The organism is Synechococcus sp. OH20 (assembly GCF_047502685.1).
Classification (GTDB): Bacteria; Cyanobacteriota; Cyanobacteriia; order Thermostichales; family Thermostichaceae; genus Thermostichus.
In genome coordinates, this window is the sequence record NZ_JANSIQ010000038.1 from 1 (window position 1) to 22762 (window position 22762).

A 22762-nucleotide genomic window follows, 5' to 3' on the forward strand; every position below is an offset into this window, starting at 1 on the left:
GATCTTGGCCAAGCTGAGCGGGGCCAACCTGAACCAAGCCAAGCTGAGCGGGGCCAACCTGAGCGAGGCCGACCTGAGCGGGGCCAACCTGAGCGGGGCCGACCTGAGCGGGGCTAACTTGATCTTGGCCAAGCTGAGCGGGGCCAACCTGAACCAAGCCAAGCTGAGCGGGGCCGACCTGTGGCAAGCCAACCTGAGCGGGGCCGAGCTAAGGGGAGCAAACCTGGACGGCACGGATCTGAGAGGAGCAAACCTAAAGGGCGCAAAACTAAGTCCCGGCTGGGATCGATTTGTCGACTTGAGAAGGGCCATCCTCCCCGACGGAACTGTCCATCCCTAGGCGGATCCCTTTGCTAGACTACCTACAGCTAGCAGCTAGATCCATGAGTTCCTTAGATCTCGCCTTTGCCAGCAATCACCAAGACATTCTCACGCTGCTGGACTTGGTGGTTCGCGCTCGCTACCCTTTGATCTACCTGGTTACTCCCGAAGAAGCCCCGGCAGAGGAGCTGCTACAAGTTCTGGCCGATTCTCTCAAACCCAAGCGCAAACTCCTAATCTGGGATATCGTCTCTGGCTGGTCAGATAACGGCCAAAACAAAGGTCAATTGATGCCTGCTCTGGGCCGCATCGGCGCTATCAAAGAGGACGAGGCGGTTATTTGTGTTCTCAAGGATCTAAACCCCACCCTGAGAAATCCAGAACGCTCAGATAACTATCCCGTTATCCGCTACCTAAAAACCTTGGCCAGAGAGAGCCGCCACAGCCGCAAGTCCATCATCCTCCTGGGTCAAGAAGCCGTTGTCCCTGCCGAGCTGCGCGAGGAAATTGTAGTCTATGATTTTCCCCTGCCCAGCATCGACGAAATTGAGCGGATCGTTACCCGCGCGATCCCTGCCCGTCAACTGGAGCTAAGCGGCCCAGCGCGGGAACAACTGGTTCGAGCCTGTCAAGGGCTGACCCGGCAGCGCATTGAGCGGATCCTGGCCCGCGCCCTAGCCGCCAAAGGCAAGGTCAGCGAGGGCGATATTGACCTGGTTCTGGAAGAGAAAAAGCAATACATCCGCCAGACGGAAATCCTGGAGTTTTACAACCCCTCCGAGACCCTGCAAAATGTCGGCGGCCTGGAAAACCTCAAAGCCTGGATTCGCCAGCGCCGCAACAGCTTTAGTGCCCAGGCCCGCGACTATGGCTTGCCCAGCCCCAAGGGCATTTTGCTGGCCGGGATCCAGGGCACCGGCAAGTCCCTCTGTGCCAAAACCATAGCCCGCGAGTGGCGCATGCCCTTGCTCCGGCTGGATGTGGGGCGACTCTTCGGCGGGATCGTCGGCGAGAGTGAAAGCCGCGTGCGCCAGATGATCCAAATTGCCGAAGCTATGGCCCCCTGTGTTTTGTGGATTGATGAGTTGGATAAGGCCTTTGGCGGCGTCAACAGCGAGTTTTCAGGAGATTCGGGCACCAGCAAGCGGGTCTTCGGCAGCCTAATTACCTGGATGCAGGAAAAAACCAAACCCGTTTTTATTGTTGCCACCGCCAATAATGTCCGCATCTTGCCGGCTGAGTTGCTGCGCAAAGGCCGGTTTGATGAGATTTTCTTTGTCAATTTGCCCAACCAACGGGAGCGGGAGGAAATCTTCCAAGTCCACATCCAGCGGCTGCGGCCCAACCGCTTGCGGGATTTCTCCTACCCTGAGCTGGCCATGGCCAGCGAAGATTTCAGCGGGGCAGAAATTGAACAGACCATCTACGATGCCATGCACATGGCCTTCAACCAGGATCCACCCCGCGAGTTTACCCAGGAGGACGTCCTCAGCGCCATTCGCCAAACCGTTCCTCTGGCCGCCATCGCCCGCGACCAGATTCAGGACTTGAAAGCATGGGCTGCCGAGTCCGGCGCCCGCACGGCCTCCCAAGACCAACAACTTGTGCAGGAGCTGCGAACGCTGGTGCAAAAAAGAGGGCTGGGCCCCATCGAAGTCGACAGCCCCTCTTCGTTTTCCCCCTCCTAAGTTCTCAGTCCTGGTCTTCTGGCGGGATGTAGCAGCCCTACCAAAACCATCAGCTCCCCAGGGATCCAACAGACAGCGGCTGCTTTGGGCTACGGGATCCCTGATTTTGGTGGTCGATTTGGGGGCTGGAAGCTTACCAAGCTGAAGTAATTGCCAAAACTGACCGGGCCTATGGCTTATGCAGCAGCAGGTAGTTGGAAGGTTAACTTGAGGTGTAGGGATGGCGGAAACCTTTGATCCCGTTCTGGGTGGGCAGCAACTGGCCGGCTCCGATCCGGTCATGGGAGGCTTGGTGGCTATTGAGCAAGACCTAGCCAGTCCCGATCTGGAAGTGCGAATCCGAGCGATTGAGGAAGCGCTCCAATATGGCGAAAAAGGGGCTCAACTTGTTATCCAAACCGTCATGCAAAAAGGTTTGGCTTGGAAAGTTCAATTTGCAGCCTGGAAAAAACTGCTGGAGTCAGCGGATCCGGAGCTTGTGCAGGTAGCAAAAGCGCATCCGCTTCCTCTCCGTAAAGTCGAAGATATCCAAGCCAGATACAGAGCCGGAGAGCGAGACTTCCGCTGGGCTGACCTGAGGGGAGCCAGTCTAGGTAGGCCTGACTTAAGTGGGGCAGACTTGAGGGGAGCCGACCTAGGGAAAGGAGAGAGGGGGGGAGCAGCCTGTCTGTACCAGGCTGACCTGAGCCGGTCTGATCTGAGCTGGGCTAACCTGAGCGAGGTATACCTAGAGGGGGCCAACCTAAGCCGGGCAAACTTGAAAGCAGCACGCCTGAGCAGGGCCAAGCTGAGCCGCGCAAACCTGAGTGCAGCATACCTAGGCGAGGCCGACTTAGAGGGGGCCGATTTGCGCTCCGCAAACCTAAGCCGAGCCTACTTAAGGGGAGCGAACCTGGACAACGCCAACTTAACCGAAGCCGATCTGAGTGAAGCTAACCTGGAGGGGGTCAACCTCAGGCAAGCCAACTTGAGGGGGGTTAACCTGAGCCGGATACGTCAGGCATGTCTGAGAGGATCCAACCTGAGCGGAGCTAACCTAAACGGAACATATCTGCGAGGGGTCGATCTAAGCGAGGCCAGCTTGGCCCAGACCTATCTGAGAGGATTAGACCTCAGTGGGGCCAACCTCAGCGGAGCCAACCTGAGGGGGGCCAATTTGAAGCAGGCTAACTTGAGAGCAGCCAACCTCAACGGAGCCAACTTGAGCGGGGCTGACCTGAGCCAGGCTGATCTCAGCGGAGCCAACTTGAGCGGGGCCGACTTGAGCCGGGTCAGCCTAGAGGGATCCCTAGTCTCTGCCGAAACGCAGATGGATCCCAAGTGGCGGCTGGTCTGGGAGATTGTTAACGGCCAGGCTGATGTGAAAAACCTCAGCGGGGCCGACTTAAGGGCAGCAGACCTGAGGGGGGCAAACCTGGAAGGAGCCGACCTGAGCGGGGCAGACCTGCAGGAGGCAGACTTGCTGAACGTCTCTCTCAAGGGAGCAAACCTAACGGGCGCAAAACTAAGTCCCGGCTGGGATCGATTTGCTGACTTGAGCGGGGCCATCCTCCCCGACGGAACCATCCATCCCTAGCAGGCCCGACTAATGTTCAGCTTCACCGAGGTGGGTCTAGATCGGAATGACCGTAATCCCACTTTCCAAAACACGTTATCGATGGTTTGGGTATTTTCCGTATCTTTAACTACAGATTTTTCGGTAGGATTGATCGTGTAGAGCTCCTGATGCTGGAGAGCAGCCTCATGAATGCAGCCGCTGAAAGGGGTGGGGTGAGTCTCCTTGCCCGCCATCGCCACAACATGGCAGCTTCCCTGGCCCATCGTTTGGCAGCAGCCAGAGCGGCCAACAACACCCGCTTGGTGGAATTGTTAGAGCAAGAGGAGCGGCAACTGGCAGCCGAGTACGGCAGCAGGGATCCTTCCTCTCCAGCGCTGTTTGGAGGATGGCGCCGCCTTTGGCAGAGCCTAAAAGCGGTTTTGACGGCTTGCGATGAGCTGCGCGTGCGTCAATGGGTAGATGGTAGCGGCAGGGTCTGGTGGTCTGTCCAAGACCCGATCACAGGGGAGCGGCTGTGCACCCATTCCGATGGGGAGTTGATGGATTGGATCGAGCAGCACTGCCGGGACAATTAGTCTCCTCTCTGCGCTAAGCTGGGGCGACGGCATCTGAGGAGCCGAGTTGATAGGATCGCAGGGGTTGTTTATTAGCTTTGGGAGATGTGAGATGGTTTGGCAGTTGTTGACGTGGCCGGCCCAAAGCTTGCTTTGGCTAGCGGAGCAAATTCAAGAACGCGCCGAAGCACAACTGGATAACAAAGAAAACCTGCAAAAAGAGCTTACAGCCTTGCAAATCCAGCTAGATTTGGGAGAAATTGACGAAGACACCTACGCCCGCCGAGAAGAAGAGATTTTGTTGGCCCTGGAAGCCCTAACCCAGGCAGAACGAGCAGCCGAAGCACAAAGTGCTGATGGCGAGTTGGCAGGGGATCCCTGAACTTTGCGAGGGGGCAGAACATGGGAGAATGGGCTTCTGTACACCCCCATCTTTCCTAACCTGGGCTGTTTTCAATGACTGAATCGCATGAAACCTTGATGCTCCGCGACGAGCAGAACCAGCCTCTCAAGTGCGAGATTCTGCGGCAGGTGGTCATCGATGGGCAGACCTATGCCCTGGTCACTCCTGTCGATGCTGTGATCAAAGTGCTGGTTTGGGAAGGGGAACCCAACCAGGCGGTGAACGGAGACGCCGACATGGAAGGGATCCTGGACGAGCCGGATCCGGAAGAGCTACAGGCTGCCATCCCCACCATCCAGGCGGTCTTGGGGGAGTTGAACCTGACCTTGCAGCAGAATGGCTTTGACATCCTTACGGTTCAGGGAGAGCTGCCCCCCGTCGAAGAGGAAGATGTGTTCGAGCTGGGCGAGAGCGAAGAAGATGCCCAGGAGTTTCAACTGCTGGCTACGTTTTTCTACCAAGAGAAGAAATACGGCATCTTTGCTCCCCTGGATCCCGTTTTGATCTATGCTGCTTTGCCCGAGGAAGGGGATCCCTATCTGCTCACCCCGGATGAACCTCCAGAGCTTTTCGATCAGCTCTATGCTCTGCTGCTGGATCTGGACGAGGAATGGGAAGGCGAGGATGACGAAGAAGAGGAGGACGAAGATTAGGCCGTGAGTGAACCCTCAAGGGTTGGGTAGCGACCAGGAGCAACAGGGATGCAGCCGGTTGATCTGACCACCCTGCGTGCGGTGCTGGCGGATCTGACGGGGGCAGCGGCAGGGCGGGATTCTTGGTTGCCCGCCCGCGTGGAATGGGTCCAACAGACCGATCTGTGGACGGTGGTCATCGGTTTGCGCACGCTCACTGCCCGCCCTTGCCTGCTGTTGTGCTGGCATCCCCAAGCGGCGCGTCTCCACCTCTGTCAGCCTCCTGCCAAAGAGCCGGACGGCTTTCAATTTAGCCAGTTTCTCCAACGGCAACTGAGGGGTTTGGCGCTGACGGAGCTGGCTCTCACAGACGAGTGGGAACGGGTGATCGACTGTCGCTTTGCCCCTCGGCCCGGGGATCCCCCGCAGCGCCATCTCTACCTAGAGGTGATGGGCAAGCACAGCAACGCCATTTTGGTGGACGAGGCAGGCCTGATTTTGGCCAGCGGCCATGGGGTGAGCGAGCGGCAATCGCGGGTGCGTCCGGTGCAGCCGGGCCTTCCCTACGAGTCCCCTCCAGCCCTGACTGCGCCGATCCCACAGCGATCCGAGCCTTTCTCCTCTTGGCAAGAGCGCATCGCCTTGATCCCCGGCCCCATCGGCCAACGGCTGTTGCACGGTTATCGCGGTCTCAGTCGGCATTTGGTGGAAGCGATGTGTCATCAGGCTGGGATCCCGCCGCAGACCCCCAGCGATCACCTGTCTGTCCATGATTGGCAGGCGCTGTTTGCCAGGTGGCAGGACTGGCTCACCCGTCTGGAAACAGGCCGGTTTGAGCCGGCGCCCACTCCCCAGGGATACACCGTCCTCGGTTGGGCAAGCCGTCCCGTCAGCCCTCCGACGGAGTCCTTGCACCAACTTCTGGAAGACTACTACCAAGCTCAGCTCAACCGCGAACAGTTTGAGCGAGAGCGCCACCGCCTGCTGCAAAAGGTGTCCACCCTGCTGAAAAAGCTCTATCAGCGGCGAGAGCAATTTGAGACGATGCTGGCCGAATCCACCCAAGCGGAAGCCTCGAAACGAGCTGCCGACTTGTTGATGGCCCACCTCCACCTCTGGCGGCCAGGGCTGCACCACATCGAGCTGCCAGATTTTGCCAGCGGCCAGACGATCAAGATCCCGCTCGACCCGGAGAAAAATGCCATTCTCAATGCCCAAGCCTACTACCGCAAGCACCGCAAACAAAAACGGGCTCAGGAAGCTGTGCGGCCTTTGCAAGAGGCGGTAGAGCAGGAGATCAGATACCTGGAGCAGGTGGAAGCGTCTCTGCAGCATCTGGAAACCTATCGGGATCCCCAAGACTTGGCCGCCCTCAAGGAAATTGAGACCGAGCTGATCCAACAGCGCTACTTGGAGAGTCCTGCTCGCAACAGTGGGACAGAGCCCTCACGGGTGGGATCAAAACAGGCCTCACTGGCAACCTTCAATCCCCATCGCTTTACCAGCCCCAGTGGCTTCTCCATCTGGGTGGGGCGCAACAATCTGCAAAATGACCAACTGACCTTTCGCATGGCCCAGGAACACGATTGGTGGTTTCACGCCCAAGAGATCCCCGGTAGCCATGTGCTGCTGCGCTTGCCCCCCGGCGCCGTGGCCGAAAGCGAGGATCTGCAGGCGGCTGCCGATTTGGCGGCTCATTTCAGCCGCGGTCGCCTCAGCGAACAGGTGCCGGTGGTGTATACCCGCCCGAAATGGGTGTTCAAACCGAAGGGATCCCCGCCCGGCATGGTTGTCTACAAACAGGAGCAGGTGCTTTGGGGCCGCCCCAGCCGTGCTCAATGCCTCATCGCCTCAGCCCTCGCGCAACACTGACTAGGGAAGAACCCTGAGGGAGTGAGCAGCACTGCGGCCATAGCGGCTGGGATCGTACATTTCTTCCGCCAGGGCAGGGGCCACCTGGAACTGGCCGGGGATCTCTGGACGGAAGAGGTAGACGAACTCGTGGCGGCCCTGCTTGAGCTCGGTGCTGAAAAAGGCCACGCGGTCGTCGCGGTTTTCTTGATGGGTCCAAAACCAGTCCCACCAGTAGTCGGGGGCCGAGCCGGTGAGCAGCCGCGGATCCTGGGAGGTGATCTCGGCGCCGCTGGGCAAGGGATCCTCGATCACCACATAGTGGCTATCGCGCTCAGCTTCCACCGTCAGCCGGGCCAGGAGCACCTCGCCGGCGCGCACCGCCTCGCCGGGGCGCAGGAGCTGTTCTCGGTAGCGGATCTCTCCATTGGCTTGGGGTTGGGGCTGTAGGCGGAAGTAGCTGCGGCCGACGGCAAAGCCTTGGCTTTGAGAGGGCAGAGGGTTGGGAACAAAAGCTTCTCCCCTCAAGCTGTAGTAGAGGGGGCCGGGGCCGGATTTTTCCAAACGCAGGCGGCTCAGGGTGCTCACCTCGGCGTCGTCCCAGTCCAGCACTTGGCGGGGATCCGCACCGCCGGCCTGCCAACGCGCCAGTTCAGCTCCGCTCACCTCCTCCAACACCCGCACCTGGCCGGGGCCAGGCTGTTGCTGTTGCTGGGCTTGGTAGTAGGCCACCAGGCCCAGGAGGGCGTCGGCGGTGGCTTTGGTGGTGCGCCAGCGGTTGTCCTGCCGCTGCTGGAGAAGGGCGGTGGCGATCTCGCCAGCGCGGCCATCCTGCAGGCGCACGGCCAGTTGCAAGAGGGGCCCGGCCACCTCCAGGTCGTCGTAGGTGGAGCGCTCGCCGGTTGGCGGGGCGGAGGCGGCAGGAAGAAACCAGCGCCCCTGGGGATCCCTTTGCCGCCGCTCTAGAACCTCATCCAGAGCCGCTTGGGCGGGATCCCGCTGGCCCTGTTGCAGGGCGGCCAGCCCGCGGTAGGCCAGGCCAAAGGTGGAAAGCTGCTGCGGCGGCGGCAGCTCGGCAGTCACCAGCGCCGGATCCCAGAGGGCCAGGCTGTAGGCCACAAAGGCCCGCAGATCGGGGGAGAGGGGTTGGAACTGCTGCCCAGCCAGGTACTCCAAAGCCCGCTGCACCCGCCACTCCTTGAGGGCATAGCCAGCGGCCTGGGCGAGATGATAGCCCTGCAGGATGTAGGCGGTCAGGTAGGGGTTGCTGGTGTCGTAGGCCCACCAGCCCCAGCCGCCGTCATAGTTCTGGGAGTCCTCCAGCCGCTGCAGGCCGGCTCGAACCACCCGCGGCAGCCGCTCCAGGGTGGGCGAGCGCAGGTTCAAGCCCAACTGCTTGCTGGCCTGGGCCACCGCCAAGCCGGGCAAAAAGCGGCTCAAGGTCTGCTCGGTGCAGCCATAGGGGAACTGCACGAGATAGTCCAACGGCCCCAAAAGCTCCGCTGCCGGGCTGGCGGCCAGTTCCAGATGCAGGTGTCGGGATCCCGGCACCCAAGTGGCCGGCCAATCCAAAGGCAGCTCAAGGCTGTTCGCCTGCAGCCGCCCCGTTTGGAAGAAGCGGTGTACTGCTCCCAAGGGCTGGCTGGGGATCCGCAGTTGCAGCGCATCCTGCAGCCCCTCCCCTTGCGCCCAAACCCGCACAGGGGTATCGCCGGCCCCCAGCACCTGCAGCGGCCATTCCACCCGCTCCGCCCCTTGGGCGGGCACGGTCAGGCGTTGCCGTTGGGGGCCCTGCACTTCTAGGTTTCCGGGCACTTCCAGCCCCACTTCCACTGCTTGGGCTTGACCGGTGCGGTTTTGCACGATGGCCGCCAAGGTGAGCCGATCCCCCACCCGGAAAAAGCGGGGGGTGGCCAGGCGCACCAAGAGGTCTTTGCTGACAGCGACGGTGGCTAGGGCGGAGCCCACCTGGGTGTCGGCGGTGGCGGCGCGGGCGGTCAAGCGCCAGGTAGTCAGGTTGTCCGGCCAGCGCACCTGGACCTGGGCTAAGCCATCGGCATCGGTCACCAAATCCGGGAACCAGGCGGCGGTATCGCGAAAATCTTCCCGCACCTGGCCGGCCAGCTTGTCGGCACCACCGGGGTATTGCTGAGGGAAAGAGGTGGTGGTGGTAACTTGGTTGTCCTGGCGCCCGTAGAAGAAGCGGCGGATATCGGGGGTGAAGTCAGGCCGCAGCAGGTAGAGGGCGTTGTCCACGATCCCCAACCCCACCTCGGCGCTGACCGGCTGCCCTTGGGCGTTGCGGGTGCGGATTTGAATTTGGGCCGTCTCCCCTGGTTGATAAGTGGGTTTATCCGTCTGCAGCTCCACCTGCAAAAAGCGATCCAACGGCGAGACCCGCAGCAGAGCCTCGTTCTGGTACAGCCGCCGCTCTGGGCCGACGACGGTGGCGGTGACGTAGAGGTTGGGGCGGTAGTCGTCCAGGATGGGCAGCCGCAGGGTGGCCGTATGCCCCTGCAGGCGCAGCACCTGTACCTGGTGCAGCCGGGATCCCTCCAGACCCACCAGCACCGGCAGATCCGGCAGCGGCGAGACGATCAGGATCTGGGCCTCTTCCCCCACCTCGTAGATCTGGCGATCCGCCACCACCTCCAGGCTGGGCAGGGATCCCCAACTTTGCAGGGGGCTGCCCGGCTCCACCACCCAGAGATGGTCTACCTCCTGCACGCGGTAGCGACGAGGATCCTGGGCCGTCAGCCGCACCCGGTAGTCTCCCGGCTCCAGGTCGGCGGGCAGGCGCAGAACCAGGCTGCCCTCGCCGTTGACAACCTGAAAAGATTGCCGCAGCAGAGTGGCTTGCCGTCGGTAGACGCTGCTCTGGGGATCCCAGCGCCAGCGCTCCAGGCTCAGCTCCCCGGCGGTGCTGACCGGTTGGCCGTCGTAGTCGCGGGCTTGCAGCCGGTAGGTGATGACATCCCCTGGAGCGGGCAGATGGCGATCGGCCTCGGCAAAGAGGGCAAATTGGCCGGCCGTCACCCAGGCCCGTGCCGTTCCGGTCACGCTGCGGCGGCTGATATCACTCACCTCCACCTCGATGCGCAACTGCTGCACCTCCTGCGGGCCCCAGTAGCTGTCTTCCTCCCAGTCCAGATCCTGCAACAGGCGCTCCAGGCGAAACTCCGCCCGCCCCTGGGCATCCGTCACCCCTTCTCCTTCCGCCACCAGCCCCCCGTAGCCGCCGTAGTAGCCCTGTTCCTCTCCCAGGTCGCCGGCAAAATAGTCTTCTGCCCCCGAATGAGGCAACAGCCCGTAGCGCAGGCTCCAGTCGGGGCTGCTGTAAACCCAGTAGCGAAGCTGGGCGGTGGTCACCGGCGCCCCGAAAAGATACTCGGCCTCCACCTGTACCTTCAGGGATCCCCCCCGCACCAGCCAAGGCCGGTCGGGCACCACCCTCACCTCAAACTCCGGTTTGCGGTAGGCTCCCACCTCAAAGGCGGTGTACTCGCGGCTGGATCCCTGCGGCCCGGCCACCCGCCACTCCAGGCCGTAGCTGCCCAGGGGGGTTTCCTCCGGCAATTGAAACTGCCCGTGGACGCTGCCGAAAGCGTTGGTGGCCAGGGTTTGCTCGCCCAGCACATCGCCGTCGGGGGCGGTGAGGGTTACTTGCACCGGCTGGCCTGCCGAGGTGAGGCGGTCGTGCTCCCGCACCAGGGCGCGAAAATAGACCGTCTGGCCGGGGCGGTAGAGGGGACGATCCGTGTAGGCGTAGATGCGGTGGGGCTGGTTCCAGCCATAGGCATAGCTGCGGGACAAAGCCTGCAACGTGTTGTCGGCGCTGTGGCCATAGACCACCAGCGAGGATCTCTCCCCTGTCGGCAAGCTAAACCGGGCCAGCCCCTCCTCGTCGGTGGTGGCAATGAGGGGATCCCTCCACTCCCCGAAAACTTGGATCTGGATCCCCGGCAGAGGACGCAATTCCCGCAAATGCACCGCCTGCACCACCAACTGGCTGGCATCCTGTTTCTGGATGAGGCCCAGGTCACTCACCAAAAGCCACTCCCCCGACCAAGGCAGCGGTGCCGCCGCCTGCCGCGGCTGTTGGCCTTCCGCCTCCAACCAGTAGGCCCCCGGCGGCAGGATCCCCAGCTCCAGGGTGCGAGTCACCTCTTCTCCCCCCAGCGGCTGCTGCCAACGGCGCACCAGCTCTCCTCGCAGGGCCGGAGCCAGGGATCCATAGCCAGCATCGGCCAGATCCCGCAAGAAAGGGGATCCTTCCAAATCAGCCAGGGAAAAGCGGTAGAGGGCAAACTGCACCGCTCCCAGGCCACTGGCCCGCCACTCCAGCCGCGCCGGCTCTGCGGTCGTGAACACCTGGCTGGTGCTGTAGAGGTAGAGGCTGGGGGGCAGAAGCTGCGGGCGTAGGAGAGGAGCAGAAGCTATCGCCCCTTCCCGCACCTGCACGGGTCTCTCGCTGGAGACCGTCTCTAGGCCGGATCCCCGCACCGTCACCCGGTATTCCCCAACGGGCAGCCGCTCCAGGCGGTACTCGCCCTCCGCAGACGGGCTGATGCTGCGGCTCACCGGGCCGGCGGCAATCACCTGGACGTTCCCCGGCGCCACCCCTGCCGGCAGCTCCACCCGCCCCAGCAGGGATCCCGTCGGCTGTTCCGAAAGCAAGACCGCCAGCCCCACTCCCAAAAACACCACCAGGGCCACCAACCACCGCCGCAGCATGGATCCCTTCCTCCTCCCGATGGGTTCTGGTTGCCCTGGGGATTCAGTCGCTACTTCACTAGCTCAAACACGTTGAACATGGGCAGGTACATGGCCACGATGATGCAGCCCACCATCCCCCCCAAGATCACGATCATCAGCGGCTCCAGCAGGCTGGTGAGGGCGCGCACCGCCTCCTCCACCTCCAGCTCGTAGAAGTCCGCCGTCTTCATCAACATGGCATCCAGCTCCCCCGTCTCTTCGCCCACGCTGATCATCTGGATGGCCATGATTGGGAAGACCTTGGCCTTATCCAGGGCCGGCGCGATCTGCCCCCCCTCCGAGATGGATTGGCGGGCAGCGTCGATGGCGTTGGCCACCACCTGGTTGCCGGAAGTGTCGCGCACGATCTCCAAAGAAGTCAGCACCGGCACCCCGGAGCGGGTGAGGGCCCCAAAGGTGCGGCAAAAACGGGCCACCGCCGATTTCTGGATCAGGTCGCCGAAAATGGGGAGCTTGAGGGCCAGAGCATCAATGGTCTCCTTGCCGGCGGGGGTGCGGTAAAAGCGCTGGAAAGCAAAAAAGACCGCCGCCAAAAAGCCCACCAGGCCCAAGCTGTACTGGGGGGTGCGCAGAAACTTGCTGATGTTGATAAAAAACTGGGTAAAGGCGGGCAGCTCCCCCCCCAAGTCGTTGTAGATGCTCTCAAAAGTGGGCAAGATGAACAGCACCATGCCCAAAAAGATTAAGACGGCCAAAATGGTCACCACCACCGGGTAGGTCATGGCCGATTTAATCTGCTTCTGCAGGCGATCCATGTCCTCCAGCAGCTTGGCCAGTCGGTTGAGCACCTCGTCGAGTACACCGCCCACCTCCCCCGCCTGCACCATGCTGCAGTAGAGGCCGTCAAAGGCATCCGGATAAGGGCGGATGGAATCGGACAGGTTCTTCCCCGCCTCCACTTCCGCTCGAATCGCCCGCAGGTATTTCTTGAGCTTGGGGTTGCCGGTCTGCTCCTCCATAATGGTTAGGGAGCGCACCATCGACACGCCGGCGTTGATCAGGGCAGCAAATTGCCGCGAGAACACCGCCTTGTCGCGAATGTCGATGGATCCCATCATCGAGAAATCAAAAGAGGTATCCAGGGAGAAGAAGGGCTTTTCTTCCTGGATGTCTTCCTGTTTGGCAAAAACGCCCTCCCGGCGCAGCCGTGCGCGGGCCTCGGTCAAATTGTTGGCCACCACTGTCAGGCGCACCGGCTGACCGGCCTTTAGCCCCCGAACCTTGTAGCGCGGCATGGCTTACCCCTGCTTGGATCGTTAGTTCGACACGCCGGAATGGGATCCCTTGGCTCAGTCTCGCAACCTTAGACAAACCGACGCTCTCTTCAGCTAGAGCTTAGCTACAAATGGGGCCGGCGGCCAGAGGTTGGCGAGGAACTCTCAGCCAGGGATCCCTGGAGCCAGCGTTTAGCGACGGGCGGCAGCCGCTGCGGGCCGCTGGTGTTGAGCTGCCGCGGCTGGCGATGGCCCGGTGACGTTGCCCAAAAGTCGCTGCAACTCCTCAGGGCGAGAGGTCTTGGACATGGCCGTATCGAAGTCGATCTTGCCCTGCAGGTAGAGGTTGGCCAGATCTTGCTCCAGGGTCTTCATGCCCTGCTTACCCCCTGTCTGGATGGCCGAGTAGATCTGGGCGGTCTTGCCCTCCCGAATCAAGTTGGCGATGGCCGGCGTCACCACCATGATCTCCTGCACCAGCACCCGCCCCGGTTCTCCTGGCTTGGGGTTGAGGCGGCGGGCCAAAGTTTGCGAGAAGACGGCTTTGAGGGAGTTGGAGAGCTGCACGCGGATTTGTTGCTGCTGCTCCGGCGGGAACACGTCCACCAGGCGATCCACCGTCTGGGCAGCAGAGCTGGTGTGCACCGTGGCAAAGCAGAGGTGGCCCGTCTCGGCGGCGGTAATGGCCAACTGGATGGTTTCCAGATCCCGCATCTCCCCGATCAGGATCACATCCGGATCCTCCCGCATCGCCGCCCGTAGGGCGTTGGCAAAACTCTTGGTGTCTTCCCCCAACTGCCGCTGGTGAACAATACTGCGAATGGGGGTGTAGATGTATTCAATAGGATCCTCGATGGTGAGGATATGCTCGGCCCGCTCGCGGTTGATCATGTCGATCATGGAGGCCAGCGTAGTGGATTTGCCGGATCCGGTGGGGCCGGTCACCAGCACCAGCCCCCGTGGCAGGCGGGCGGCTTCTTTGCATACATCCGGCAGGCCCAGCTTGTCGATGTTGGGGATCTCAGAGGCCAACGCCCGCATGGCACAGGCATAGGTGCCGCGATCCCGGTAGACGTTGACGCGGAAGCGCCCGATCCCACGCACGCCGTAGGAGCAGTCCAACTCCCAGTTCTGCTCCAGGTGTTTGCGCTGGGTGTTGTTCAACATGCTGAAGATGAGCCGCTGCACCTCTTCAGGCGTGAGGGGCTCGTGCTCTGTTGGCTGGAGTTCGCCATTGATGCGGAAGTAGGGGGGCAAACCCACCGAAATATGAATGTCGGAACCGCCCTTCTGGACGATTGCCTCCATCAAGTCTTCGATCATCAGTTGGGGCATAGGTTTGGGTTCTCCAAAGTCAGTAGAACTAAGTAAAGCTATCTATCCAAAGAGCCGTCGGCCAAAGCCATGTTGAAGAAACAACGGTACAGGATCCCTGTCTAGGACTGTTATAGTCGGCACCTCAGCCTCGTCAAGTGACAAGCCCGGTTTTCTAAAACTTCGGCGTCAGGCAATAGGGGCAGTCCATCCAGTCTACATGCAGGGCGGCACCGCAGTTGCGGCAGGTGCTGAGAGCCTTGGCGCGGGCTTTCAGCTCGCTTTCCAATCCTTTATCGGTGAGGGTTACCCGATCGACCTCCTCCAGCGTGGTGAGGCCCTGCTTCACCAACATCAGACTGTAGGCCAACAGGGTTTTCATGCCACTTTCCACCGCTGCTTCTTTGATCACCTCCGTGGGAGCTTCTTTGTTGATCAAATCCGCCAGGCGGTCGTTCATGCGCATGAACTCATAGACCCCCACCCGGCCTTTGTAGCCCACGCCCCCGCATTTCTCGCAGATGGGCTTGCCGGTGGCCTTGTGCTGTTCCACCTCTTTGGGGGAGAGCTTGCTGGCTTTGTAGAAGGTGAGCTGCTCCCCATCACCGCTGAGGCTGAGACCATAGCGGGCCAGCTCCTCAGCGGTGGGATGGTACGGGATCCGACACTCGGTACATACCCGACGCATCAAGCGCTGGGCCAGCACCCCCAACAGCGAGCTGGAGATCATAAAAGGCTCGATCCCCATCTCCGTCAAGCGGGCGATGGCACCGGGGGCATCGTTGGTGTGCAGGGTGGTCAGCACCAGGTGGCCGGTAAGGGAGGCTTCGATGGCGGTTTTGGCCGTCTCGTGGTCGCGGGTTTCCCCCACCAGGATGACATCCGGGTCTTGCCGCAAGAAGGCGCGCAGGATCATGGCAAAGTCCATGCCTTTCTCGCGGATCACCTGTACTTGGGTGATCCCCGGCAGGGAGTACTCGATGGGATCCTCGGCAGTGCTGATGTTGATGCCGGGATCGTTCACTTCCGCCAGAGCTGAGTAAAGGGTGGTGGTTTTCCCGGATCCGGTGGGCCCGGTTACCAAGATCAAGCCAAAGGGTCTCCTGACAACCTCCTTAAAGCTGGCCAAAGTCTCCGGGTCGGTGATCAGCTTATCCAAACCCAGTTGGGTGGCGGAGTTGTCCAGGATGCGCAGCACGATCTTTTCCCCGTAGCGGGAAGGCAGGGTGCTGACGCGGAAGTCCACCTTGCGCCCCTTAAAGACGCGCCGAATCCGCCCGTCCTGAGGCAAGCGCCGCTCGGCAATGTTCAAGTTGGAGATGATCTTGAAGCGGGCAGTGAGGGCGGGGACGATCTTTTTGGGAAAGTTTTCAAAAGCCTGCCGCAGCACCCCATCCTTGCGGAAGCGGATGCGCAGGTATTCTTCTTGCGGCTCGATGTGGATGTCAGACGCACCGTCCTGCAGTGCCTTAATCAGGATTTGGTTGGCCAATTTGATGATCGGGGCATCGTCTGCCGACTTGAGCTGCTGCTCCAGGGATCCCTCGCCGATCTCATCCCCAGCCACATCCTCGATGCTGTCCAGATCGATTTCGGCGGTGTTGACCACCACCTCTTCTTCCTCTTGGGCGGCAGCCGCGTCGTTGATGCCCTTGATGGCCAACAGCTCCGCCTGCGCGTCCATGTAGCGGTTGATCAGGGCCTCGAAATCCCGCTGGGTGAAGACCCGCCGCTGCAGCTTCAGCCCCTGGATACGGAAGCGCCGCTGAATGTCGTCCAGCGCCTGCAGGTTATCCGGCTTGACCATCGCCACCAGCACCTGGTTGTCTTGGCGGCGGATGGGCAAGAACTTGTAGCGGTTGCAGATGTCGAGGGGCAAGAGCGAGTCGATGAGCCCGATCATCTCCGAGATCTCCACCGGCTCCAGATCGATGTCGAGGGAGGGGATCCCGTAGATGATTTTTAGCTCAAAGAGCTGCTGCCGCTTGTAGGCCCGCTCCAGGTCGGGGGTGATCTCTCTGCCGGCAATCTCTTTGACCACCAGAGCTAGAGCCTTGCTGCCCCCTTCGCGATTGGCTTTGAGGGCATTTTGAATGTCCTGGATTTGCTTGTCGTCGGCAAAGCCCAGCTCTTTTAGCTTGCGGCCAAAGGGGGTGATGCTGGCGTTGGCGATGGCCAGGGCCTTGCTGACGCCGCCACGACGAGCAGTAAAAGGAGTAGGAAGGTCGTTCATGCTGCTGGGCCACCCACCCTGTTGCTACATCAATGTCTCTATTTCACTGCACTAGGCTACAAGGGTCAACGGCGAAGACACGCAGGTCTGTGCGCCCACTCTGGGCTTAGTATGCCCCAGCTGGGCTTAAACTGGCATTCAAAACCACCTCGCCCCCTAAATTGCAGGCCCGAAGGTTGGGAGCGACGCCGGATAATTTGGAACCAGGACTCCTGTCCTGACTGCTGGGGCAGACCAGGATCGCTTCACGGAACTCGGTAGCTTTGCCAGGCTTGCCAAAAAATGTAGAGAGAAAGAATAGCCAGAAAGCCCCGAAACAGCAGGCTGACCGTTTCATCGGGCAACTTGGGCAGGGTGCGGGTGCTGATCTGCACACCGATTAACCCGCCTGTCCCCAGGATCAAGCCTGGGATCCAACGCACATTCCGGTGGATGGTACCGTCCCCAAACCCCAGCCCATTCCAGATCCAATCGCTGAGACCCGCATGGCTGGCGGTGGCAGCAACGGCTGTGATCACGATCGCCCCCAAACTGGTTTGAATCGCCACCTTGATCGTCTCTTGCAGCAGCAGGATCTGCATGGGCACCATGATCACCCCACCGCCAATGCCGAACAGTCCGGCCAACAAGCCGGCAGCGCCACCGGTCAGGAGGCGGGCCAACCAGGGAGGCATCCGCACTTGAGCAGCAGGCGAGAACTCTGTCTCCAAGGCTTGGGTGGCCACCGTTTTGCGCAGCTCCACCAGGTAAGTGTTGGCCAGCAGCAACACCCCGAAGGCGGCCAACAGCAGATGGCTGGGCATGCGGCTGGCGATGCTCGCTCCCACCTGCGCCGTGAGCAACGCCGGGATCCCCAGCCAGATGACCCGCTTCAGATCCAGCAAGCCCATGCGCCAGTTTTGGACGCTGCCCGCCATCGAGGTCATCACAATGGAAAGATTGCTGGTGGCCACAGCCTGAACCGGTGGGATCCCCAAGCTCACCTGCAAGGGCACCAGGATCGTGCCGCCGCCAATGCCCAAAAAACCGGCCAGGATCCCGGCCACCAGGCCGCCAACTGCCAAGGCCAGATTGTTTTCCATGGTTTCTGGTTCCCGACCTTGCTGATAACAAAATGCTTGTCATCGTAGCATTCTCTGTCCCCGGCAGGACTGGCAGACAACACAAACGGCCAGGGATCCCTTGGGGTGGAGCCAAAAGGGAGCACATCCTACAATGTTGGCAGTCGTACTGGCCTGGGCCTGTTGCCAATGTAGATTGCGTGAGCAGGCTGGCCTCTTCGCAGGCAAGGAAGCCTCCATGGTTGCCATCCACTCGGCAAGCGATCTGGATGCTCAGAAAAATCCGGATTCCACGGTATCCCAGCCCGCTTGGTGGCCCCTCTCTGGGCGGCCACAGGCAACTGCAGCTCCTCTACAACCCCTGGGGTTGGTCGCTCTGGAAGGCTTGGCCACCTGGGGAGAGCGCCTGTTGGGCCTGGATCGAGTGAGGGGCTATTTGGTAGAAATCCAGGAGCACAACACCCTGCTGCTCAACCCCCATCACGTCCATTCTTTCCAAGGTGCTTATGGTTTGTGGGTAGAGTCAGAGGGGGAGCAAGCCTGGATCTGGCTGGCCGCGCCAGCGGGACAGAGTCGTGGCCGGGAGCAGGAGGGGCAAATCTTGCGCATTCCCATGGCCGCACTGCAGCAACCAGGATCCCTGGAAGCCTTTCAAGTGTGCGGGTGCCCCTGCCCCATCGAAGGGATCGCCCTTTGGATCGATCCCCACACAGGCAGCCGCCACCTCTATGCCACCTGCTACAAACGGGAAAAGCTCCTGCACCTGGATCCCGGTCGTGGGCTCATTGTGCAGGAGATGCCCGCCCCTGGGATTGGCCGAGAACAGATTGCGGTACAGGGAGACTACCTTTGGGTGAGCGATCGGGTGGAAGAGACGATCTACGTGCTGGAGCGCCAGACCGGGCGGGAATTGGCCCGCATCCTCACCCCTTCTCCTGGGCCGACCGGCTTGGCCCATTGGCGGGGACAACTCTGGGTGGCCTACGCCCACGAAGAAGCCTATATCCACGACAACCCCAACGCTCCGGATCCCTTGTCGGTGGCCTTGCGCAACAAAACCTGGGTGGCCCCCCTGCGCCTGCGGCCCTTGGATCCCCCCCCAGACCCCCCTTGGGTCAGCAGCAGCAAGTCCACGGATCCCGCCATTGCTTGTTCGGTGGTTTTTCAGCCCCAGCGCCTGGGGGAGCGCGCCACCTACACCCTTTCCCACGGCTACCGGGTGGAGCTGACCTATATGGAAGAAATTGCCCAAGAAGAGCCGCGCGCCCTGCCCGATTTGGTCTGGCGGATTGCCTTGCCCTGCAACAGCCCTCGCCAACGGGTGCGCAGCCTCCACTGGGTAGGCCTGCCGTTTGAGCTGGAGGAGCAAGCCGGCCAACAGGTGGCGGTGTTTTCGCTGGGATCCCTGGGGGCCGATGAGGTGCGCCTCTTTGGCTGGCGGGCGGTGCTGGATCTCTACAGCATCAAGTACTGCATCGATCCGCTGGATGTAGAAGAGGCCGCCGTGCCCCCGGATCTGCGGGATCGCTACTTGGTGGACGATGATTACCTGGCTATGGACACTGCGATTGTCCGGGAGGCGGCGCGGCGGGCCGTCGGCAGCGAGACCAACCTGCTGCGCAAAATGCTTAACATTCGCGCCTATGTCTACGACAAGCTTTCCTACCGGGTCACCTCCCGCATCGACCCGCCGGATGAGGTTTTGCGGCGTGGCTCCGGTTCCTGCGGCGAATATGTGGGGGTGCTGCTGGCCTTGGCCCGCCTCAATGGGATCCCCTGCCGCACGGTGGGGCGCTACAAGTGTCCTCCCCACCCCGAACTGAAAGGGATCCCGCTGTTTCCCCAATACAACCACGTGTGGATCGAGTTTTACCTGCCCGGTTGGGGTTGGGTGCCGATGGAGTCAAACCCCGACGATCGGGGGGAGCGCCCCTATCCGCAGCGCTACTTTATGGGCCTGCCCTGGACCCATGCCGAGATCGCCAAAGGGATCCCGTTTGAGACGATCAACACCGATCAAGCCTCGATTGGAGAGCTAGCCATTAACCATGTGCAATTTCGCATCTTAGAAGAAATTTGAAACAGAGAACGCGCATGGACCGAGCTGCCACGTTTCACATCTTCAGGTTTGGCCCTCATGCCTGAGGATGGCAAGCGCTCTGAGGGGATCGACTGCGAGGCCGCCTAAGTACTCTGCGGCAGCCACCCCCGCCCCCTCTCCCAAAGGGAGAGGGAAGTTGGAGCAGCGCGTTCTCGACAGCGTTGCCCAGCAATAACGACGTAACGAACTGTTTTATTGCTACTTGAAATGACTTTGTTGGTGGGATGGACTAAGATAAAAGGCTGCGGCGGGGCTTGGCTTCGCTCCAGGCACATCCGTCCAGAGCAATCCGCTCTACCTCCGAGGCCAGCTTTAAAGCCTTCAGAGCCTGCTCCCCACCCACAGAGGGCTGATTGCCCCCGCGCACACAGTTAATGAAGTGCTCCAGCTCGGCATGGAGCTTGTCGATATTGTCGGTGTGGACTTTCTCAATCAAGCAATCCCGCTGGTAGGGCATCTGTCCGTAGTCGCTGCTGCTGCTGGCGGATCCCTGGCGATAGATGGAGATCTCGTTGTGCAAAAAATCCGCTTCTACCAAGGCATTTTTGCAGTGGACAGCAATTCTGCGCACCTTGCGGTGGGTGACCTTGCTGGCGGTGAGGGTAGCAATGACGCCGTTGGCAAAAGTGAGGGTGGCGGTGACGTAGTCGAGGTAGCCCAACTTAGAGGCGCGGTTGCCGCTGGCGGTAATTTGGGTCACAGGAGACGGGATCAGCTCCAACAACAGGTCGATGTCGTGGATCATCAGGTCAAACACCACCGACACGTCGCTGGCGCGGTCGGAATAGGGGCTGAGGCGGTGGGCCTCAAAAGCCAGCGGCTCCTCGCTTTGCAAGACTTGGCCCAGCTTCTGGAAAACGGGACTGAAGCGCTCGATGTGCCCCACCTGCAAAATACAGTTGCAATCGGCAGCTCGGTTCACCAGCGATTCTGCTTCGCTGATGCTGGCGGCGATGGGCTTTTCGATCAGCACATGGACGCCGGCCTCTAGGCAGGCCATGCCCACCTCGTGGTGGAGAACCGTTGGTACGGCGATGGCCACGGCAGCTACGTGGGGCAGCAGATCGCGGTAGTCCTCATAGAAATGAACGCGGTGGCGGCTGGCCACATCCAATCCCCGTTCCACATTGATATCGGCTACCCCCACGACCCGCACATCCTTCATCAAGCTGAACACGCGAGTGTGGTGCTGGCCCATGTTGCCGACCCCGATTACCCCAACCGGGACAGCTTGCCCTGTATAGGCCGGTGGACGGCGGGGAGAGTTGGCAGGACTCGGGCAGGATCGGTCCATGACGTTTCCACATACCTCCACCACAAGGGTTTCGCGAACCATACCCTATTTTTTGGTAACAGCGGGCAGCATTTCACGAAACGAACTTTACAAAGCTTACCATGCCTTTCTCAAATCCAGTTCAGGCCGGGGACGGGCGGCAGGCGTAGGGGTGCTCGCTCACAGGCCTGGGGGCTAAAGCAAAAGAGCGGGGTCGGCGTGGGGCGGAACCACATGCGGGCGTAAAATCCGCCGGGACTGAGGGGAAGACCAAACCAAACGGGGAAAAAAAAGAGAAAAGATGCCAAAACCAAGGCTACTGCCGTGATACTCGTCCCGCGCCAGAAGCGGCGATAACTCTGCCAGCCCAGCAGCACCAGCCAGGCCAGGGCCAGAGTGCTAAAGGCCAGAGCGCTCATGTAGTGGTAAATAAAAACACAGCGGCTAACTCGAAACCAGGGCAGGTAATTGGCCGCGTAGCCGATCAAAATGAAGGCTTCCAGGCCGTGGAAGCGACGGATCCCCCGCCAGACGAGCACCAAGATGGATCCCGTCCCCAGCCACCACAGCCAGGGATTGCCCAGGCCATGAACCGCTCGCCACAGGTCGCCCTGACTGCTGAAGTAGTAGGCCACGGGACGGCCCAGGATCGGCCAGGACCAGGCCCCCGCCGAAGCCAAGGGCGTGGTCAGCCAAGGACGCAAGACGGGGAACCAAGCCACCAGGGATCGCAAGCTGGTGGAGCAGTAGGGGTGAACAGGGGTGTTTTCATCCACCACGAGATCGGCATGCAGGTGCCCGCCGTAAACGGATTGGTTGATGAGCACCAGGGATCGGAAATAATTCTGGATGCCCGTCCAGCTCCAATCCAGGGTTAGCCCCTGCTGCGGGTTGAGCTGCAGGTGGGGGATCCACTGGATGGCATAAAAGGCCAGCGGGGCGAGGACGAAGCAGAACGCATAGTGCCACCAGCGCAGATGGCGGATTTGGATCAAAATGCCCAATCGTGGGATCCACTGCGGGCGCAGCCAGATCACCCCCCAGACGAGGATCCCCAGCAGGGCAAACATGAAGGCAAACCAGAGGCCATTCCACTTCACCGCAGCTGCCGCTCCCAACAGGATCCCAGAGCCGGCAAAGTGGACGGCCCGTTGCCAACCTTGGCGCTCCAGACCGCTCAGCAGCAGAATGGTGGCCGCCAGCCCAAAGGCCACCAGATACACGTTGATCAGGCCAAAGCGGGATTCCACCAGAAACACTCCATCCGTGAGCAGCAGGCTCCCGCTCAACAGGGCAAAGCCCACGTGGTAAGTGAGGCGGTAGGCCAAGCCCGTCAGCAACAAGGGGATCAGGGATCCACAAAAAGCGGTGGCGAAGCGGAACCCCCACTCATTGCGGCCAAACACCTGAATGCTGAGGGCAATGAAGTATTTCCCGAGGGGGGGATGCACATCATAGAAAGGCTCGCCGTCGAGATAATTTTGAGCAAACTTGGGGAAATACACCTCGTCGAACACCGGAGCCGGAAACTCGTCCAGCCGCCACAGGCGCAACCCCAGGCCCACCAGAAAGATCCCCAGCGCCCCCCATAGCAGCCACCGCCGCGATCCCTCTGACCCGACGCCGGACAAAGCAGGAGCAACAGTCTCTACCTCAGCAGAAGAAGTGCCAGCGGCCCGCCTACCACCCGGCAGCAGCTCGTCTCTTTCCGACCTTGCCAGCTCTGGATCGCTGGGAGAAGGAGTTGGTTTGGAAGTCATGGGCAGCAGCAAACAAGACGACG

Annotated in this window: 15 protein-coding genes; 8 read left to right on the forward strand and 7 right to left on the reverse strand. The window is 61.0% G+C overall.

The window, feature by feature from the left end:
- The 7 genes from NW826_RS08845 to NW826_RS08875 form a co-directional block, all read left to right on the forward strand.
- Positions 1-340 (forward strand): pentapeptide repeat-containing protein (locus tag NW826_RS08845; protein ID WP_414509931.1); only part of this gene is annotated, 340 nt, incomplete at its 5' end.
- Between the two features lie 43 nt (positions 341-383).
- Entirely contained in the window at positions 384-2009 is a 1626-nt protein-coding gene (locus NW826_RS08850; RefSeq protein WP_414509932.1) for an AAA family ATPase, read from the forward strand.
- 220 nt (positions 2010-2229) lie between these two features.
- The gene (locus NW826_RS08855; protein ID WP_414509933.1) at positions 2230-3585 is read left to right on the forward strand and encodes a pentapeptide repeat-containing protein; all 1356 of its coding nucleotides are present in this window, start codon (positions 2230-2232) and stop codon (positions 3583-3585) included.
- Between the two features lie 167 nt (positions 3586-3752).
- A complete protein-coding gene (locus NW826_RS08860; RefSeq protein ID WP_414368785.1) occupies positions 3753-4142 on the forward strand; it encodes a hypothetical protein in 390 nt (129 codons plus the stop codon).
- A gap of 91 nt (positions 4143-4233) precedes the next feature.
- Positions 4234-4503, forward strand: a complete 270-nt coding sequence (locus tag NW826_RS08865) for a gas vesicle protein GvpG (protein WP_414334125.1) — start codon at positions 4234-4236, stop codon at positions 4501-4503.
- 74 nt (positions 4504-4577) lie between these two features.
- Entirely contained in the window at positions 4578-5177 is a 600-nt protein-coding gene (locus NW826_RS08870) for a DUF3727 domain-containing protein (RefSeq protein ID WP_414334123.1), read from the forward strand.
- A gap of 48 nt (positions 5178-5225) precedes the next feature.
- Positions 5226-7028 (forward strand): NFACT family protein, encoded by a 1803-nt coding sequence (locus tag NW826_RS08875; protein WP_414509934.1) that lies wholly within the window; start codon positions 5226-5228, stop codon positions 7026-7028.
- Here the strand turns inward: NW826_RS08875 and NW826_RS08880 are convergent, their stop codons facing one another.
- The 5 genes from NW826_RS08880 to NW826_RS08900 all read right to left on the reverse strand — a co-directional run bounded on the left by NW826_RS08880 (position 7029) and on the right by NW826_RS08900 (position 17626).
- Positions 7029-11741 carry an alpha-2-macroglobulin family protein gene (locus NW826_RS08880; RefSeq protein ID WP_414509935.1) on the reverse strand — a complete coding sequence of 1571 codons (4713 nt, stop codon included), beginning with the start codon at positions 11739-11741 and terminating at the stop codon, positions 7029-7031.
- A 50-nt stretch (positions 11742-11791) separates the two neighbouring features.
- Positions 11792-13018 (reverse strand): type II secretion system F family protein, encoded by a 1227-nt coding sequence (locus NW826_RS08885; RefSeq protein WP_414509936.1) that lies wholly within the window; start codon positions 13016-13018, stop codon positions 11792-11794.
- A 171-nt stretch (positions 13019-13189) separates the two neighbouring features.
- On the reverse strand, positions 13190-14332 hold the full coding sequence (locus NW826_RS08890) for a type IV pilus twitching motility protein PilT (RefSeq protein ID WP_414368780.1): 1143 nt from the start codon (positions 14330-14332) through the stop codon (positions 13190-13192).
- A gap of 154 nt (positions 14333-14486) precedes the next feature.
- Positions 14487-16544, reverse strand: a complete 2058-nt coding sequence (locus tag NW826_RS08895) for a GspE/PulE family protein (protein WP_414509937.1) — start codon at positions 16542-16544, stop codon at positions 14487-14489.
- A 245-nt stretch (positions 16545-16789) separates the two neighbouring features.
- On the reverse strand, positions 16790-17626 hold the full coding sequence (locus tag NW826_RS08900) for a sulfite exporter TauE/SafE family protein (RefSeq protein WP_414509938.1): 837 nt from the start codon (positions 17624-17626) through the stop codon (positions 16790-16792).
- Positions 17627-17843: 217 nt separating this feature from the next.
- On the opposite strand from NW826_RS08900, the gene NW826_RS08905 reads away from it, so the two are divergent.
- Positions 17844-19685: a transglutaminase domain-containing protein gene (locus tag NW826_RS08905; RefSeq protein ID WP_414509939.1), complete on the forward strand. Its 1842-nt coding sequence runs from the start codon at positions 17844-17846 to the stop codon at positions 19683-19685.
- 250 nt (positions 19686-19935) lie between these two features.
- Here the strand turns inward: NW826_RS08905 and NW826_RS08910 are convergent, their stop codons facing one another.
- Complete coding sequence (locus NW826_RS08910) at positions 19936-21000, reverse strand: Gfo/Idh/MocA family oxidoreductase (RefSeq protein WP_414334108.1); 1065 nt, start codon at positions 20998-21000, stop codon at positions 19936-19938.
- Positions 21001-21110: 110 nt separating this feature from the next.
- On the reverse strand, positions 21111-22739 hold the full coding sequence (locus NW826_RS08915) for a phospholipid carrier-dependent glycosyltransferase (protein ID WP_414509940.1): 1629 nt from the start codon (positions 22737-22739) through the stop codon (positions 21111-21113).
- Positions 22740-22762 lie beyond the last annotated feature (23 nt).